Origin of the sequence: Burkholderia sp. BCC1996 (assembly GCF_905339955.1) — a bacterium.
Classification (GTDB): domain Bacteria; phylum Pseudomonadota; class Gammaproteobacteria; order Burkholderiales; family Burkholderiaceae; genus Burkholderia.
This window is the reverse complement of record NZ_CAJPHM010000002.1, coordinates 354380-371909: the sequence shown is the minus strand read 5'-3', so window position 1 is coordinate 371909 and position 17530 is coordinate 354380. Positions and strand designations below refer to the sequence as shown.

General features: G+C 68.1%; 15 protein-coding genes. 8 read left to right on the top strand and 7 right to left on the bottom strand.

The genetic code is table 11. From position 1 onward, the window contains the following. Positions 1-59: 59 nt before the first annotated feature. Positions 60-1142, top strand: a complete 1083-nt coding sequence (locus U4Z64_RS03735; protein ID WP_321819268.1) for a tartrate dehydrogenase — start codon at positions 60-62, stop codon at positions 1140-1142. 225 nt (positions 1143-1367) lie between these two features. Next, positions 1368-2678, top strand: coding sequence for an MFS transporter (locus tag U4Z64_RS03730; RefSeq protein WP_321819267.1), 1311 nt, complete (start codon positions 1368-1370; stop codon positions 2676-2678). Positions 2679-2805: 127 nt separating this feature from the next. Here the strand turns inward: U4Z64_RS03730 and U4Z64_RS03725 are convergent, their stop codons facing one another. The 4 genes from U4Z64_RS03725 to U4Z64_RS03710 all read right to left on the bottom strand — a co-directional run bounded on the left by U4Z64_RS03725 (position 2806) and on the right by U4Z64_RS03710 (position 7931). Beyond that, positions 2806-3303, bottom strand: coding sequence for a shikimate kinase (locus U4Z64_RS03725; protein ID WP_321819266.1), 498 nt, complete (start codon positions 3301-3303; stop codon positions 2806-2808). Between the two features lie 195 nt (positions 3304-3498). Continuing rightward, positions 3499-4833: an argininosuccinate synthase gene (argG, locus tag U4Z64_RS03720; protein WP_044848086.1), complete on the bottom strand. Its 1335-nt coding sequence runs from the start codon at positions 4831-4833 to the stop codon at positions 3499-3501. A gap of 350 nt (positions 4834-5183) precedes the next feature. Beyond that, positions 5184-6254, bottom strand: a complete 1071-nt coding sequence (locus U4Z64_RS03715) for an FUSC family protein (protein WP_321819265.1) — start codon at positions 6252-6254, stop codon at positions 5184-5186. A 144-nt stretch (positions 6255-6398) separates the two neighbouring features. Next, entirely contained in the window at positions 6399-7931 is a 1533-nt protein-coding gene (locus tag U4Z64_RS03710) for a diguanylate cyclase (protein ID WP_415750551.1), read from the bottom strand. 519 nt (positions 7932-8450) lie between these two features. On the opposite strand from U4Z64_RS03710, the gene U4Z64_RS03705 reads away from it, so the two are divergent. From U4Z64_RS03705 to U4Z64_RS03690, 4 genes are all read left to right on the top strand, one after another. After that, positions 8451-9986, top strand: a complete 1536-nt coding sequence (locus U4Z64_RS03705) for an amino acid permease (protein WP_321819263.1) — start codon at positions 8451-8453, stop codon at positions 9984-9986. Positions 9987-10349: 363 nt separating this feature from the next. Next, entirely contained in the window at positions 10350-10595 is a 246-nt protein-coding gene (locus tag U4Z64_RS03700; RefSeq protein ID WP_044848083.1) for a DUF3717 domain-containing protein, read from the top strand. Positions 10596-10845: 250 nt separating this feature from the next. Continuing rightward, positions 10846-11763, top strand: coding sequence for a LysR family transcriptional regulator (locus U4Z64_RS03695; protein ID WP_044848082.1), 918 nt, complete (start codon positions 10846-10848; stop codon positions 11761-11763). 123 nt (positions 11764-11886) lie between these two features. Beyond that, positions 11887-12744 (top strand): alpha/beta hydrolase, encoded by an 858-nt coding sequence (locus tag U4Z64_RS03690; protein ID WP_321819262.1) that lies wholly within the window; start codon positions 11887-11889, stop codon positions 12742-12744. A gap of 51 nt (positions 12745-12795) precedes the next feature. On the opposite strand, the gene U4Z64_RS03685 is transcribed toward U4Z64_RS03690, so the two are convergent. After that, complete coding sequence (locus U4Z64_RS03685; RefSeq protein ID WP_044848115.1) at positions 12796-13149, bottom strand: hypothetical protein; 354 nt, start codon at positions 13147-13149, stop codon at positions 12796-12798. Between the two features lie 377 nt (positions 13150-13526). Next, on the bottom strand, positions 13527-14147 hold the full coding sequence (locus U4Z64_RS03680; RefSeq protein ID WP_321819261.1) for a TetR/AcrR family transcriptional regulator: 621 nt from the start codon (positions 14145-14147) through the stop codon (positions 13527-13529). 95 nt (positions 14148-14242) lie between these two features. On the opposite strand from U4Z64_RS03680, the gene U4Z64_RS03675 reads away from it, so the two are divergent. Further along, entirely contained in the window at positions 14243-15484 is a 1242-nt protein-coding gene (locus U4Z64_RS03675; RefSeq protein ID WP_321819260.1) for a glycosyltransferase, read from the top strand. Positions 15485-15500: 16 nt separating this feature from the next. Here U4Z64_RS03675 and hutC read toward each other — a convergent pair whose 3' ends face one another. After that, positions 15501-16196 carry a histidine utilization repressor gene (gene hutC / locus U4Z64_RS03670; RefSeq protein WP_257770787.1) on the bottom strand — a complete coding sequence of 232 codons (696 nt, stop codon included), beginning with the start codon at positions 16194-16196 and terminating at the stop codon, positions 15501-15503. A 494-nt stretch (positions 16197-16690) separates the two neighbouring features. On the opposite strand from hutC, the gene U4Z64_RS03665 reads away from it, so the two are divergent. After that, positions 16691-17464: an ABC transporter substrate-binding protein gene (locus U4Z64_RS03665; RefSeq protein WP_044848078.1), complete on the top strand. Its 774-nt coding sequence runs from the start codon at positions 16691-16693 to the stop codon at positions 17462-17464. Positions 17465-17530: the final 66 nt, after the last annotated feature.

The following is a 17530-nucleotide window of genomic DNA, read 5'->3' as shown; positions in this document are numbered from 1 at the left end:
TTCCGCACTTCCGGTTCGGTAAAGTGCGTTCACGCTCACGATCGATCGAGGATGTCAGCATGAAGACCTACCGTATCGCGACCATTCCCGGCGACGGCATCGGCAAGGAAGTGGTGCCGGCGGCCAAGCAGGTGCTGGAAGCGCTGGCCCGCGGCAGCGACCGCTTTGCGTTCGAGTTCGAGGATTTCGACTGGGGCGCCGATTACTACCGCCTGCACGGCGCGATGATGCCGGCCGACGGTCTCGACGCGCTGCGCGGCAAGGACGCGATCCTGTTCGGCTCGGCGGGCGACCCCGATGTGCCCGACCACGTGACGCTGTGGGGCCTGCGCCTGAAGATCTGCCAGGGCTTCGACCAGTACGCGAACGTGCGGCCGACGCGCATCCTGCCCGGCATCGACGCGCCGCTGAAGCGCTGCGGGCCGGCCGACCTGAACTGGGTGATCGTGCGCGAGAACTCGGAGGGCGAATACGCGGGCGTCGGCGGCCGCGTGCACCAGGGGCATCCGATCGAGGCGGCGACCGACGTGTCGATCCTCACGCGTGCCGGCGTCGAACGCATCATGCGCTTCGCATTCCGGCTCGCGCAGTCGCGTCCGCGCAAGCTGCTGACCGTCATCACGAAGAGCAACGCGCAGCGTCACGCGATGGTGATGTGGGACGAGATCGCGAAGCAGGTCGCGCAGGAATTCCCCGACGTCACGTGGGACAAGGAACTCGTCGACGCCGCGACCGCGCGCATGGTGAACCGCCCGGCGTCGCTCGACACGATCGTCGCGACCAACCTGCACGCGGACATCCTCAGCGATCTCGCGGCCGCGCTCGCGGGCAGCCTCGGCATCGCGCCGACCGGCAACATCGATCCCGAGCGCCGCTATCCGTCGATGTTCGAGCCGATCCACGGCTCCGCGTTCGACATCATGGGCCAAGGCCTTGCGAATCCGGTCGGCACGTTCTGGTCGGCCGTGATGCTGCTCGAGCATCTCGGCGAGACGGCAGCGGCCGCGCGCGTGATGCAGGCGATCGAGGCCGTGACGGCCGATCCGTCGCTGCATACGCGCGACCTCGGCGGCAGCGCGACGACCGCGCAGGTGACGGCCGCCGTCTGCGAGCGCGTCGCGCACGCGGCGGTCGCCGCCTGACAGTAACGAGAACGGCGACGAGAACGGCGACGAGAACGGCGACGAGAACGGCGACGGCCGCACGCGCAGCCGGTCGCCTTCCGTTCGCCGCCCCCCGGATTTTTTGCCCGCGACGCGCGCATTCGACGCGAGCCGGGCGCCGGCGCGCACGCTTCGTCGTAATGCCGGCGGTACCCACCGAGCCCGCGCGGACAGCGCGCGGCTCGACCTCGAAGGAGGAGACACATGCAAGCGGATCTGGAAACCCGCGTCGCCCGGAAACTGATGTGGCGCATCATTCCGTTCGTGATGCTGCTTTACTTCGTCAGCTTTCTCGATCGCGTCAACGTCGGCTTCGCGGCGATGACGATGAACAAGGCGATCGGCCTGTCGCCGACCGCGTTCGGACTCGGCGGCGGACTGTTCTTCATCGGCTACTTTCTGTTCGAAGTGCCGAGCAACCTGATTCTCCATCGCGTCGGCGCACGCATCTGGATCGCGCGCGTGATGATCACGTGGGGCATCGTGTCGGCGGTGTCCGCGTTCGCAGCCGGGCCGACGAGCTTCTACGTGCTGCGCTTCCTGCTCGGCATCGCGGAAGCCGGCTTCTTCCCCGGCATCATCCTGTACCTGAGCCTGTGGTTTCCCGCGAAGCAGCGCGCGGTGGCGGCCGCGTGGTTCATGGCGGCCGCGCCGATCTCGACCGCGATCGGCTCGCCGCTGTCGGGCGCGATCATGCAGATGCCGCCGCTGTTCGGGCTCGCCGACTGGCAGATGCTGTACATCGTCGAGGCGCTGCCCGCGGTCCTGCTCGGCTTCGTCGTGCTGAAGTGCCTGACCGATGCGCCGTCGAAGGCCGCGTGGCTGCAGCCGGACGAGCGCGACTGGCTGGTCGCGAAGCTGAAGTCCGAGGCCGACGCGCGGCACGCGCATGCCGGGCACACGGCCGGCGCGTGGCAGGCGCTGCGCGACCCGCGCGTGCTGGCGCTCGCGCTGATCTACTTCGGCACGTCGGCGGGGCTCTATACGCTCGGCCTGTGGGCGCCGCTGATGGTCAGGCAGTTCGGCTTCACCGCGTGGCAGACGGGCCTGCTGACCGGCATCCCGAGCATCGCCGCGGTCGTCGCGATGATCGGCTGGGCACGGCATTCGGATCGCACCGGCGAACGCACGTGGCATGTCGTGATTCCGTGCGTGCTCGCGTGCATCGGCTTCGTGTTCGCGGGGCAGGCGGGCACCGCGCTCCTGACCGTGCTCGCGCTGGTCGTCGTCAACATCGGGATCAGCGCCGCGAAGGCGCCGCTGTGGGCGATGCCGAGCGCGTTCCTGTCAGGCGCCGGCGCGGCCGCGGGGATCGCGATGATCAACTCGATCGGCAACCTCGGCGGCTTCGTCGGGCCGTTCGCGATCGGCTGGCTCAAGAACGTGACGGGCGGCTACGCGGCCGGGCTGTACGTGGTGGCGGGCACGCTCGCGGTGTCGGCGGTCGTCACGCTCATGCTGAGCCGCAAGGGCGCGCGCGAGCAGGTCGTGGCGGGGGTGCGGCATCATCATTGAATTGCAGGCAGCGCGTGTTGCCGGACGTGGCGACTGTGCGGAGGGTGCCGGCGCTCGCGTGAGCGAGGCCTTTGCCCACGACGCGGTGTGACGCGACTTCCGGCCGTCGCGCGCGTCGGTTTCCCCGCTACACGTTCGGCGACTGCACGCTTCGTGCGATCTCCTGCGCACACGCATCGGCCGACGCTTTCGACGTGTCGACGAAGCAATCGCTGAACGCGCGCGCCGCATACCCTTCTCGATACATCTCGGCGATACGTTGCCGCTCCCAGTCCGTCAGCGCGCGCGTGCCGCGATCCGACGCCGCGATCGCTACCGGCGGCGCGAGTGTCACGACGAACAGGCGCGCGTCGCGTGCGTCGCAGGCTGCGCGCAGCCGGTCGAATTCCGCGTCGCCGATCGGATAGGCGATCACCAGGTGACGTTCGCGTGCCTGCGCGATCTCTTTGACGAGGCGCGCCAGCGCGATCGCCCACTGCACGTCGAACGGGGCGTCGTCGGGCGCGTCGTGATCGTCGCCGTCGATGAAGCGCGCATCGGGCAGTCGCTGCGCGAGTGCGCGACCGATCGTCGTCTTGCCGCTGTTGATCGGGCCGTTCAGGTGGATGACGGTGAGGGAAGTCATGAGCCGGGCCGGAAATCGGACGACTGGCAGCTTGCCACGATTGCCGTAGCCTTGCAGCGCCGTTCGCGCGTGACGCGGTGGCGCGAGTAGAGCAGGAAGAGAAAGAAGCAGCAGGCCGCGCATGCACCGATGCACATGCGGCCTGCCCGGCCGGAGCGCGTATCGGCTACGCGCCCCGGCGTCGAACGAAGCGACTTACTTGTCGTCGCCCTTGATCTGCGGCAGCGCCGACGCTTCACCCGGCGTCAGCAGGCCGACTTGCGAATACACGCGCAGCTTGTCGCGCGTATCGGTGATGTCGAGGTTGCGCATCGTCAGCTGGCCGATCCGGTCGCGCGGCGAGAACGTCGACGCCACCTTCTCCATCGACAGGCGTTCCGGCTGATACGTGAGGTTCGGCGACTTCGTGCTCAGGATCGAGTAGTCATTGCCGCGGCGCAGTTCGATCTTCACTTCGCCGGTGATCGCGCGCGCGACCCAGCGCTGCGCCGTTTCGCGCAGCATGATCGCTTGCGGGTCGAACCAGCGGCCCTGGTACAGCAGGCGGCCGAGACGGCGGCCGTTCTCGCGGTACTGCTCGATCGTGTCTTCGTTGTGGATGCCGGTGACGAGACGCTCGTATGCGATGTACAGCAGCGCGAGGCCCGGGGCTTCGTAGATGCCGCGGCTCTTCGCCTCGATGATGCGGTTCTCGATCTGGTCGCTCATGCCGAGGCCGTGGCGGCCGCCGATGCGGTTCGCTTCCAGCAGCAGCTCGACCTGGTCCTTGAACTCGACGCCGTTCAGCGCGACCGGCTGGCCGGCTTCGAAGCGCACCGTCACTTCCTCGGCGGCGATCTTCACGTCGTCGCGCCAGAACGCGACGCCCATGATCGGGTTCACGATCTTGATGCCGCTTTCGAGGCTTTCGAGGTCCTTCGCTTCGTGCGTCGCGCCGAGCAGGTTCGAGTCGGTCGAATACGCCTTCTCGGCCGACATCTTGTATGCGAAGCCGGCCTGGTTCATGAATTCGGACATTTCGGCACGGCCGCCGAGTTCGTCGATGAACGTCTGGTCGAGCCACGGCTTGTAGATCTTCAGGTCCGGGTTCACGAGCAGGCCGTAGCGGTAGAAACGCTCGATGTCGTTGCCCTTGTACGTGCTGCCGTCGCCCCAGATGTTGACGCCGTCTTCCTTCATCGCGGCGACGAGCATCGTGCCCGTCACGGCGCGGCCGATCGGCGTCGTGTTGAAGTACGTGACGCCGGCGGTCGTGATGTGGAACGCGCCGCTTTGCAGCGCGGCGATGCCTTCGGCGACGAGCTGCGCGCGGCAGTCGATCAGGCGGGCGCCGGCTGCGCCGTATTCGATCGCGCGTTTCGGGATCGCGTCGTAATCGTCTTCGTCGGGCTGGCCGAGGTTCGCCGTGTATGCGTACGGGACGGCGCCCTTCAGTTTCATCCAGTGCAGCGCGGCGCTGGTGTCCAGGCCGCCGGAGAAGGCGATACCGACCTTCTGGCCGGTCGGGAGGCTTTCGAGAATCGTGCTCATAGGAATTACCGTGGATTGAAGCCGGTGGGATCGTATTTCGCGGAATATGCGAGTATCGGCTGTCCGGGAAGTTGGGGCAAGACCTGATTTTCGCGCCAATACGTCTTCGGGCCTGTCGCGACGGGCCTGACGGGCGGTTAACCGGCCGGAGAATCCGGCGCGAAACGGCCTCGGACGGCGGTCGAAACTGGCGAAGGCGCGCCGGCGCGCACGCCCGATTGGCGGGGCCAGATCGGTCGGCCGGTGCGGCATCCGCGCTCAGGATGCCGGGCCACCTTTATGAAAGGCTAATGAAAGATGTCCTGAGGCGCCCGGCGTCCGCCGGCCTTCGAATCGTCAAAGCTCCAGGTTCAGATATTCCACGCCTGCGCGGTATCGAGCAGTTTCTCGCGCAACTGATCCACTTCGCCGGCCAGCTTGGCCGTGATCGACACGTAGCCCGACAACTGCGCCGGCGGGGCGTCGTGCGGCGGCTCGGCCGGCCGGCGGCGCGGTGCGAGCCGGCTCGGCGTGCCGAACTTGAGCGCGCGGCTCGCGCCGACGAGCGTGTCGCGGATGCGCCGGTTCATCGCCTTCATCTCGATGCGCATGTATTCGCGTGCGGCGAGGTCGTCGCGGGCCGGCACCGTGCTCGACAGGATCTCCAGGTAGCCGATGCACAGGCGCAGGCCGCGCTGGATCGCCTCGAGCTGCGTGACCGGGATGTCGCATTCCTTCGACACCGACGGCATCAGCGAGCGCAGCTGCACCAGCAGCGCGCTCAGCGCGGCCATTTCCTTCAGGTGCGCGTCGTCGCTCACGTGGCGGTCGCCCGCGAGCCGCGCATGCACGGCCGCGCACGCGCGCAGCGCGTCGGCGAGCTTGTAGCGCCACGAGTAGGTCGCATAGAGCGGCAGCGCGAACGAGAACGCCAGCGCGATCGCGATGCCGGTCAGCACGTTCACCGCGCGCCACAGGCCGTCGACGATCTCGTTGTCGCCGTGGCCGGCCACGATCACCATCGTGATCGCCGACAGCAGCGCGATGTAGCCGGCCTTGCCGATCGCGTGATACGCGCAGAGCCCGCACGCGATCGCCATCAGCAGGTAGATCGTGAGCGGCGCGTGCAGGACGGAGTAGAGCAGGATCAGCCCGAGCCCCGCGAGCGCGCCGATCGACGTGCCGAGCGCGCGCTCGGCCGCCTTCTTGCGGATGTTGCCGTGGTGCTGCAGCCCGCCGACGACGATCAGCACGGTGATCGTCGACCATTCGCCGTGCGGCACGCGCAGGCCGGTGGACAAGGCGATCGACACGAGGATCGCGAGCGCGACGCGCGCCGCATGGATCAGCTTCGCGTGCCGGTAGCGGCGGTACGGGTCCAGCAGGGGACGGAGCGCGTGGCGCAGGAGCGGCGGGAATCGGGCAGGGAGCTGGGCGGTCATGACGGAGCGGGGGTGGCCGGCGGGATGGCCGGAATGCGCGTGCGGCGCGGGCGGGCCGGCGCCGCACGTGCGGCTGACGTAACGCTAGCCGAACGCGCGCGGGCTGTCCACGGCAGCGCGGCGCGGGTGCCGCCGGCCGCCGCGTCACGCGTCGGCCGTATTCGCCTCGGCGTTCGACACGCGATTGCGGCCGCCGGACTTCGCGTGGTACAGCGCCGCGTCGGCCTGCCGCAGCAGCGTCGCGGCGTTGACGCGCCCGCCGGCGGTGGTCGCCGCGCCGATGCTCGCCGTCACGTGCCCGTACGGGCTGCGGACGTGCGCGATGTCGAGCCCGGCGATCGCACGGCGGATCGCTTCGGCGACGGTCGCCGCGCCCTGCGCGTCGGTGTCGGGCAGCGTGACGACGAATTCCTCGCCGCCGTAGCGCGCGACGTGGTCGCTGTCGCGGCGCAGGCAGCGCGACGCGGATTGCGCGACGCGGCGCAGCACGTCGTCGCCAGCGAGGTGGCCGTAGTAGTCGTTGAACGCCTTGAAATGATCGACGTCGACGAACAGCACCGACAGCGGCCGGCCGCTGCGCGACGCGCGCTGCGCCTCCTTCGCGAGCACGGCATCGAACGTGCCGCGGTTGTCGAGCCCGGTCAGCGAATCGGTATGCGCGAGCCGGTACAGATTCAACTTGGTGACCTGCCGGCGCTCGAGTTCGCGCGACAGCGCGAGCGAGCCTCCCAGGACGAACACGGTAAACAGGCCCATCAGCACGGCGGTCCAGATCGCGCGATGGCGCCACGGCGCGTAGATGTCGATCTCGGCGGGCGCGACGTCGACGATCAGCGGCAGATGCGCGAGATGCTTGTAGACGTAGATGCGCCGCACGTCGTCGATCGCGCCCACGCCCGTCAGCACGCCTTCGCTGCTGCGCTGCGCCTTGATGAAGAGCGGGGAGTGGTGGAGGTCGAGGCCGACCACGCGCGGATCGTACGGCAGGCGCGAGACGAGCGCGCCGTTGTCCTCGACGATCGCCGCGCTGCCGTGCTGGCCGACCGCGAGCCCGTCAAGCAGCGCGCGGAAGTAGCCGATGTTGAGCGTGCCGACGACGATTCCGCCGAAGCGGCCGTCGGCCAGCGTGATCCGGCGGCTGAGCGCGATCGTCAGCGCGCCGCCGCGCAGCCGGGACGCATAGGGCCGGCTGATATAGAGGCCCTGCACGAGCCGGTCGCGATGCACGGTGAAATACTCGCGGTCGGCGAAATTGCCTTGTCGCGGCGGCGATGCGGCCGAATCGATCACGATATTGCCGTGCGGATCCATTACGAAAATGGCGCCGAGATACGCGCCGGTCGCGGCGCGGTCGAACAGCAGCCGGTGACGCTGGCGCGGCGGCAATGCCGTCAGTTCCGGATCGGCGAGCCCGTCGACGACGTTTTGCAGCGAAAGATCATACAGTTCGATATTGCGGGAAATATCGCGCTCGATCAGCAGCATCAGGTTGCGCGCATTTTCGACCGCATGGTCATACGCGTCGTGGCGTGCCTCGATTAAAAGCGATGTCGAGAGTCCCCAGCTGAACAGCAGCAGCACGACGCCGGCGACGAGCACGCCGCGGGGCGACAGTATGCGTGCCACGGCCGTCGCGGTATGACGGCGCAGCGTAGCGAGCGGCGTGGGTGGCATCATCCTCGGGGCAGGCGGCGGATATGTGCGTCGTCGACGATTCCGCGCTCTGATTAATTCGCATTAGTCGGCATTATCTCGCGAATTCCCGAAATTCGCCGCTCGATGCAAAACATGCATGCGCCAATCCGATTCGGAACGATTACGCATCATTACCGTGATCCGGGCGTTCGTTTCGATTTGAATCGCGATTATGGGTAGCCGGTATTTTGTCTGATTATTAGGGCATATCGATCGATTTTGTCGTTTTAATACAGGATCGGGCTATTGCGCCGGCGCAATTGCGTATCGGGCGGGGAGGTGCACCGTCGCGGCTCACCCCGCGTCGGCATGCGGCGCCGGGGCGTCCGGACCCGAGCGATCCAGACGGCGAATCAGGTAGAATCCGCGCTTCGCCGCTGGCGCCCGGCGCGCAACGCGTATCGGGGCCGCATCGAAATGCATCGCAGCAGGCGGCGCGACGCGCCCCGATCCCGCATGCGCCGGCCCCGGATGCCGGCCCGCTCAACGTTCGTCTCGTTTATGTCCGCAATCCCGAATTCCGACCAACCCGGTTCGTCCGCGAACCCACCCAAGCTTCATCGCGCGCTGAAGGCGCGCCATCTGACGATGATCGCCATCGGCGGCTCGATCGGCACGGGCCTGTTCGTCGCGTCCGGCGCGTCGATCTCGCAGGCCGGCCCCGGCGGCGCGATGGTCGCGTACATGCTGATCGGCCTGATGGTCTACTTCCTGATGACGAGCCTCGGCGAAATGGCCGCGTTCATGCCGGTGTCGGGCTCGTTCGCGACCTACGGCGCGAAATACGTCGACGAAGGCTTCGGCTTCGCGCTCGGCTGGAACTACTGGTACAACTGGGCCGTGACGATCGCGGTCGAGCTGGTCGCCGCGCAGCTCGTGATGCACTACTGGTTCCCGGACGTGCCGGGCGTCTGGTGGAGCGCCGCGTTCCTCGGCGTGATGTTCCTGCTCAACGCGCTGACCGTGCGCGGCTTCGGTGAAGCCGAATACTGGTTCGCGCTGATCAAGGTCGTCACCGTGGTCGCGTTCATCGGCGTCGGCCTGCTGATGATCTTCGGCATTCTGAAGGGCGCGCCGGGCAACGGCTGGGGCAATCTGACGATCGGCGACGCGCCGTTCGCGGGCGGCCTGCCGGCGCTGATGGGCGTCGCGATGATCGCGGGCTTCTCGTTCCAGGGCACCGAGCTGATCGGCGTCGCGGCCGGCGAATCGGAGAACCCGCGCACGACGATCCCGCGCGCGGTGCGTCAGGTGTTCTGGCGGATCCTGCTGTTCTACGTGCTGGCGATCTTCGTGATCGGCGTGCTGATTCCCTACACCGACCCGAACCTGCTGAAGAGCGACGTGACCGACATCGGCGTGAGCCCGTTTACGCTCGTGTTCCGCCACGCGGGCCTCGCGTTCGCGGCCGGCGTGATGAACTCGGTGATCCTGACGGCCGTGCTGTCGGCCGGCAACTCGGGCATGTACGCGTCGACCCGGATGCTCTACAACCTCGCGACGGAAGGCCGTGCGCCGAAGCTGTTCGCGAAGCTGTCGCCGGGCGGCGTGCCGCGCAACGCGCTGTACGCGACGACCGCCGTCGGTGCGCTGTGCTTCTTCACGTCGCTGTACGGCGACAAGACGGTGTACCTGTGGCTGCTGAACACGTCGGGGATGACGGGTTTCATTGCGTGGCTCGGCATCGCGATCAGCCACTACCGGTTCCGCAAGGGCTACGTGAAGCAGGGTTACGCGGTCGACCAGCTGCCGTACCAGTCGAAGTGGTTTCCGTTCGGCCCGCTGTTCGCGTTCGTGCTGTGTCTCGTGATCGCGCTCGGCCAGGACTACCAGGCGTTTCTCGCGAACCGGATCGACTGGGCGGGCGTGGCCGCGACCTACGTCGGCATTCCGCTGTTCCTCGTCGTGTGGCTCGGCTACCGGCTCCTGAACAAGAGCCGCTTCGTGCGCTACGAGGACATGGAGATCGCGCCGTGGGCGGCCGCGAACCGCAGCGCGCAGCTGCAGCGCGTGGAGAACCGCGAAACCGTCGGCTGATGCCGGTGCGGCCACCGGCCGCGTGGTGCGCGACGAAAACGGGAAGCCCGCGGGCTTCCCGTTTTTCGTTGGGGCGTCCGGGGCGACGCGGTGTGCCGCCGACGTCGGTAGCCGACGCGTGCGTCGTTCCCCGATGCCGTTCCAGCCGGCGCCGAACCCGCTTTTTTTGTCGGCTTTGCGCTGCACGGGGTCAAAGCCGGTTATATTTCCCGACCCTACCGGGCCACGGCCCGGTCGGCGCGACGAGCGCGGCGCGGATCGGGCATCCGGCGCGCGCCCGTTGCGGCGGCCGGCGGCGCCCGGCGTTTCCATCGTTCCGCCGCGGCCTGCCCGGCCCGCGGAGCGCGCAATCCAGAGGAATCCATGAGCGCATCACCCGCCGAGCGGAAGGCCGGACCCGTTTCCATCGTGCGAATCGAAGCCGCGATCAACGCGTGGCGCGAAGTGTATCCGCCGGCGCCGGACGGCGAGGACGGCTACGCGCTCGACGCCGGCAGCAACTGCCTGGCCGAGCTGTACGGCACGATGATCTGCTATCGGCTGCCGGACGTGCCGCTCGACTCGCTGAGCGACGCGCAGCGCGATGCGCTGTACGCGACCGAGGCATGACGCGCGGTCGGGACGCTGCCGCGACGCGGCGTCGATGAAGCAACGGGAAGCCTGGCGGCTTCCCGTTTTGCTTTGCGGCTTTGCGCGGTGCGCCGCCCGCGAGGGCGGGCGCGGCGCGGCTCGCGCCGGTATCGGCGCGGGCTGAGGTATCGTCATGGCATCGGGAGCAGGCGCTCACGGGACGACCGGCGCGGCACGTGTGCGCGCGGGGCCGAATGAACGTCCGTGGCCTGTCCGGGAGGGTTCGAACATGGAGTTGAGACACCTCCGCTACTTCGTCGCGGTTGCCGAGGAGCGGAATTTCACGCGCGCGGCCGAGCGCCTGCACATCGCGCAGCCGCCGCTCAGCCGGCAGATCCAGCAGCTCGAGGACGCGCTCGGCGTGCCGCTGTTCGAGCGCAACGCGCGGCCGCTGAAGCTGACCGACGCGGGGCGGTTCTTCTATTCGCACGCGGTGCAGCTGCTCGCGCAGACGACCGAGCTCGAATCGATGACGAAGCGGGTCGGCAAGATCGAGCGCAGCATGTCGGTCGGCTTCGTCGGCTCGACGCTGTACGGGATGCTGCCGAAGATCATCCGGCGCTTTCGAAGCGAGTATCCGGCCGTCGAGCTGAGCCTGCACGAGATGTCGACGATGGACCAGATCAAGGCGCTGAAGGAAGGGCGCATCGACGTCGGGTTCGGGCGCATCCGTCACGAGGACCCGAGCGTGCGGCGCGTCGTGCTGCGCGAGGAGCGGATGATCGTCGCGCTGCCGGTCGGTCACGTGCTCGACGGCGCGAAACCCGTGCTGTCGCTGCACGATCTCGTGAACGACACGCTGATCATCTTCCCGAAGGCGCCGCGGCCGAGCTATGCGGACCAGGTGCTCGCGGCATTCCACGATCGCGCGCTGCAGCCGCGCAAGATCTACGAGACGCGCGAACTGCAGATCGCGCTCGGGCTCGTCGCGATGGGCGAGGGCGTGTCGGTCGTGCCGCACAGCGTGTACGGGCTGAAGCGCGACGACATCAGCTACAAGCCGCTCGACGATCCGAAACTCGTGTCGCCGATCATCATGAGCATGCGGATGCTCGACGAATCGGAGGACATCCGCGCGATGCAGGCGCTGATCTACCGGCTGTACGACGAGTCGCAGATGGAGTATCTGCCGCCGCAGCCCGAATGAGCGCGCGGGCGGTGGGGGCTTGCTTGACGCCGCGCGCGTCGGCGGGCCACCATCGTCGGCATTCTGCGGTCCGCCCGCGTGCGGCCGCCTTCATGCAGCCTTCATGCAGACGATGACATGCACATGACTGAAATCGAGACCGAGGAGACCTGGGTCGAGACGCCGCAAGGGCGTCTCTTCGCGAAGCGCTGGCGCGGTGTGCCTGCGCAGGCGACGGCCGCGACCGGGCCGGCCGCGCCTGTGCAGGCCGCACCTATGCCGGCCGCGCCTATGCAGGCCGCGCCGATCGTGCTGCTGCACGATTCGCTCGGCTGTGTCGAACTTTGGCGCGACTTCCCCGCGCAACTCGCGCGCGCCACGCAACGCGACGTGATTGCATACGACCGGCTGGGCTTCGGTCGGTCCGACCGCCATCCGGGACAGCTCGGCACGACGTTCGTGCGCGACGAGGCCGATCAGGGCTTCCGCGCGCTGCTCGAGCGGTTCGGCATCGATGCGTTCGTGGCGTTCGGGCACAGCGTCGGCGGCGGCATGGCGGTCGGCTGCGCTGCCGCGTATCCCGCGCGTTGCCGCGCGCTGGTGACGGTCGCCGCGCAGGCGTTCGTCGAGGATCGCACGCTCGACGGCATTCGCGAGGCGGGGCAGCAGTTCGACGCGCCCGGCCAGCTCGAGCGGCTCGTGCGCTATCACGGCGACAAGGCCGAATGGGTGCTGCGTGCGTGGGTCGGCACGTGGCTGTCGCCAGCGTTTCGCGACTGGAGTCTCGACGACGCGCTGCCGCGCGTGCGCTGCGCGACGCTCGCGATTCACGGCGAGCAGGACGAATACGGGTCGGACGTGCATCCGAAGCGGATCGCCGCGCGCGTCGCGGGGCCGTCGTCGTTCCTGCTGCTCGACGGATGCGGACACATGCCGCATCGCGAGCGGAGCGGCGACGTGCTCGCGGCCGTGGCGACGTTCCTGCGCGGTGCGCTCGCCTGAACGGCCGGGCGCAGGCGCGCGATGCGACCGGCGGGCCGAGCCCGCCGGCGCTCAGAACGACAGCTGGATCGCGAGATCGAGCGCGAGAATCGCGATCGAGCAGCCGATGCCGAGGACCACGTTCGGCAACCGGTGTTCGAAGTCGCGATTGTCGCGGCGCATCGCGGCGCCGAGCAGGAAGATCGCCTCGACGACGATCTGCAGCCCGACGAACAGCAGCATCAGCAGGTACTCGTAACCCATCTGCTTGAACGCGGCGAATTGCATCCCGTGATCGCGGATCCATTGGCCGACGCGCAGCAGTTCGTAGACGAACAGCAAGGCGGGAAACAGGTAGCTGATGAAATACGTCGGCGCCGTGGCGTGCCGTAGTTCGAGGTGGAAGTGCTGATGCATGGTAGCCATCACGAAGCCCTCCTTGCAAACGCATGATTGCGGTCGCGACGGCGGCGCGACGACGTGCGGACTAAGGGATTGCCCGAGGCATCGTGCGGGGCCGTACGACATCAGCATACTGCTGCGCGGAAGATTTGGCATCCCGTGCGTGCATGCGTTGTAAAAATCCCGGCGCATCGCGCGACGCGTGCAGCGGTCTTCGCTCGCGGAGCGCGACGCGTCGGCCGGTTGCGTGTCGCCCGCGTTGCCGGGCAGCAGCGATTCCGGATGGTGTTCCAGATCGCAGGCCAGCGCGCAGCGCGCCCGGCGTGCGCGTGAATTGCGTGAGCGCCGTGCACGTTCGATGCGCACGCACCTTCCTGCCCGAGCGTCGCTTGGGCGGCCGCTCAGCCTTTCGCTTGCGCGCCTTCGACGAACAGCTTCGCGACCGACCGGAATTCCCGCTTCAGCGACAAGCCCGGCACGGTCAGCCAGCGCAGCATCGCCGCGAGATACAGATGATGGAACCACGTGGCGAGCTGGTCGGCCGCCAGCGCCGGGCTCAGTTCGCCCGCCTGCTGTCCGGCCGCGATCAGCTGCTGCCACACGAGCGCGATGTCGCTGCCGCCGTCCTTCCCGCTTTCCGCTTCCGTCACGCCGATGCTCAGGAACCGATGCCGCAGGTACGCGAGCAGGTACACCGGGTGCTGCTCGCACCACGCGGCCGACGCGTCGAGCACGCAGGCGATCCGCGACGCGAAGGTCTTCCGCCGTGCGACGTCGCGCTGCAGGTGCGCGAGGTCGCGCGCGAGTTCGCCTTCGAGCCAGTGCGCGAGCACGGCTTCCTTCGTCGGAAAGTGGTTGTACAGCGTTCGTTTCGCGACATCGGCTTGCGCGGCGATCTGCTCCATCGTCACGGCATCGTAGCCATGCACATCGAACAGGCGGGCGCCGGTGTCGGCGAGATGCGCGAGCATCTGGATGCGCTTGCGTGCGCGGCGGCCCGGATCGTCGGTCGTCGTCGGCATGGTTCGGTATCGAATGAAAGTGCACGAATTGCATTAGTATACGACGTGCATTTTTATGAATCCACTCGCCTGCATCGTGCAGGGGGAGTCCACGCATGAAGCTCGTCATCGTCACTTACGGCACCGAAGGCGACACGCGTCCGCTCGCGGCGCTCGGCCGTGCGCTGCTGGATGCGGGCCACGAGGTCCGGTTGCTGGCCGACGCCGCGACGCTCGGTTCGGCCGCCGCGCTCGGGGTGCCGTGCGCGCCGTTGTCCGGCGATATCCGCGCGGCGATCGCGCCGGATGGCGCGTTGTCGGACGCGGTGCGCGGGCGCGGCGGCTTCAACGACACGTCGAAGGCGCTCGCGGCGATCGCGAATGCGAACACGGCGGCATGGATGCGCGAAGTCGCGGCCGCGTCGGCCGGTTGCGATGCGATCCTGGTGTCGGGGCTGGCGTCGTTCGTCGGGCTGTCGGTCGCCGAGTATCGCGGCGTGCCGGCGATCGGCACGGGGATGATTCCGATCACGCCGACCGCGGCATTCGCGTCGCCGTTCCTGCCGCCCGGCAAGGTGCCGCGCTGGCTGAATCGCGCGAGCCACCGGCTCGTGAACGCGCTGCTGTGGCTCGCGTTCAAAAAGGCGACCAATGCAGCGCGCGCCAGCGTGTGCGGCCTGCCGCCGCGCCGGCACGTCTGGACCGATCATCCGATGCTGTACGGCGTGTCGCCCGTGCTGCTGTCCGATCCGGCCGACTGGCCGTCGCACGTGCAGGCCTGCGGTCAGTGGCACGCCGACGCGCCGGCGTGGACGCCGCCGCCCGCGCTGGCGACCTTTCTCGGCGCGGGCGAGCCGCCCGTGTACATCGGCTTCGGCAGCATGGCCGGGTTCGATCGCGCCGCGATGGTCGGCGCGCTGCTGCAGGCGCTCGACGGTCGGCGCGCGCTGTTCCACCCGGGCTGGAGCGGCATCGATGCGTCGATGCTGCCGGCGCACGTGTGCGTGATCGGCGAGACGCCGCACGACCGGTTGTTTCCGCATGTATCGATGGCGATCCACCACGGCGGATCGGGTACCACGCATTCGGCCGCGCGGGCGGGCATTCCGTCGGTCGTCGTGCCGTTCGCGGGCGATCAGTTCTTCTGGGCGAACCGGCTGCAACGGCTCGGTGTGGCCGATGCGCCGGTGGCGGGCCGGCGCATGGATGCCGCCGCGCTCGCGAGCGCGATCGTGTTCGCGGCGCATGCCGACACGCAGGCGCGCGCCGCCGGACTCGGTGCGCGGATCGCACGGGAGGACGGGGTGCGGCGGGCGGTCGGCGCGATCGAGCGCTGGGCGCGGCCCGGCATGCGGTGAACGCGCCGGCGCCGCTTCAGAAATGCCCGGTGAACCGGTAGCGGCTGCCCGGGTGCCACAGGTTGGCTACCGACGCGACCATCCCCTGCGACCACGTGCGCCGATGCAGCAGCAGGCAGGGTTCGCGCTCGTCCATCGTCAGGTGGCGGCGCGTTTGCGCATCGGGCATTGCGGCCTCGATCCGGTATTCGACCCGCTGCAGCGGCGCGACGCGCGTGAGGTACTGGTTCGGCGTCGTCGTCGTGAAGTCCTGCAGTGCGTATTCGGGCGCGCAGGACGGATTGACCCAGCGTTCCTCGAGCTGCACCGGCGTGTCGTTCTCGAAGTGCAGCACGCGTGAATGGAAGATCGGGCTGCCGGCGTCGAGCCGCAGCTCGTCGGCGAGCTTCGCGTCGGCGATGGCCGCGCCGACCTCCAGCACCTGCGCGCGATACCCATGGCCGCGCGCGGCGACTTCGTCCGAGATGCTGCGGATCGCCACCAGCGTCGATTCGTATTTCGGCGACGCGACATACGTGCCCGAGCCGCGCGTGCGCGTGAGCACCTGCTCGGCCGTCAGTTCGCGCAGCGCGCGGTTGACCGTCATCCGCGCGACGTTGAATTCGCGCGCGAGCTCGTTTTCCGACGGCACCTGGTCGCCTTCCGCCCACTCGCCCGCATGAATGCGCGCGAGGATGAAGTCCTTGATTTCCTGATAGATCGGTGTGGTCATTGCATTGCTGTTCGAGAGACGGCGGCCGCGTGCCGTCGCGCGCGGGCCTTCGTGCGGTGTCCGGGCGGAGTGTACCGGGTTCGACGCCGCGCGGGCCCGACTGTGGGCCCGGGATTCGGGTTATTCCGGCCCGCGTCCGGCGCGCCGGCCAAGGACCCGCGGGGCCCGTACGGGCCGCGGCCGCCGCGCCGGCGAGCGCGGCAAACGAAAAGTATAGACAAATGCATGCGCGGCGACGATGTGCCGAATCCGCACCGAAACCAGGGGTTCAGCTTCATGTAAGGTGTAGCGAATTGAAATATAAGGAAAATTCGCTCAGGTAAACAATCCGCCGACAATTAGAGATAAACACGGATTGCTGGCAGTGACCTGAAAAAGGCAAAGTTGTATGTACAACTTGGAGAGTCGTCTGACGGATGACCTCCCGGTTGGAAGGGTTCGCGGCGGCGACGCCCGACGGGACCCGTGCCCAGTTCGCCTATGACAGGAACGCCATGAAGAAACTCGCGCTCAGTATTGCCCTTGCCTGCCTCGCGGTCGGTGCCCACGCCAAGGATTGGTCGACGATCCGGTTCGGCGTCGACGCCAGCTATCCGCCGTTCGAATCGAAGGATGCAAGCGGCAAGGTCGTCGGCTTCGACGTCGATCTCGGCAACGAGATCTGCGCGCGCCTGAAGGCGAAGTGCGTGTGGATCGAGAACGACTTCGACGGGATGATTCCGGCGCTGAAGGCGAAGAAGTTCGACGGCGTGCTGTCGTCGATGTCGATGACGCCGGCGCGTGCCGAGCAGATCGCGTTCTCCGACAAGCTGTTCAACACGCCGACGCGCCTCGTCGCGAAGAAGGGCGCGAACCTGCAGCCGACGGCCGAATCGCTGAAGGGCAAGTCGGTCGGCGTCGAGCAGGGCACGATCCAGGAAACCTACGCGAAGGCCTACTGGGCGCCGAAGGGCGTGCAGGTCGTGCCTTACCAGAACCAGGACGGCGTGTACCAGGACCTGATGTCCGGCCGCCTCGACGCCGCGCTGCAGGACGCGGTGCAGGCCGATATCGGCTTCCTGAAGACACCGCGCGGCGCGAGCTTCGAATTCGCCGGCAAGGACATCGACGATCCGAAGACGCTCGGCAACGGCGCCGGCATCGGCCTGCGCAAGGACGACGCCGACCTGAAGGCGAAGATCGACCATGCGATCGCCGACATGATCAAGGACGGCACCTACAAGAAACTCGAGAAGAAGTACTTCGCATTCGACGTGTACGGCGGCTGACGCCTTCGCGGCGCGCACCGGCCGTGGCGCGCGCCGCCCGCTTCGCGTGATGCCGCTGGCTTGATG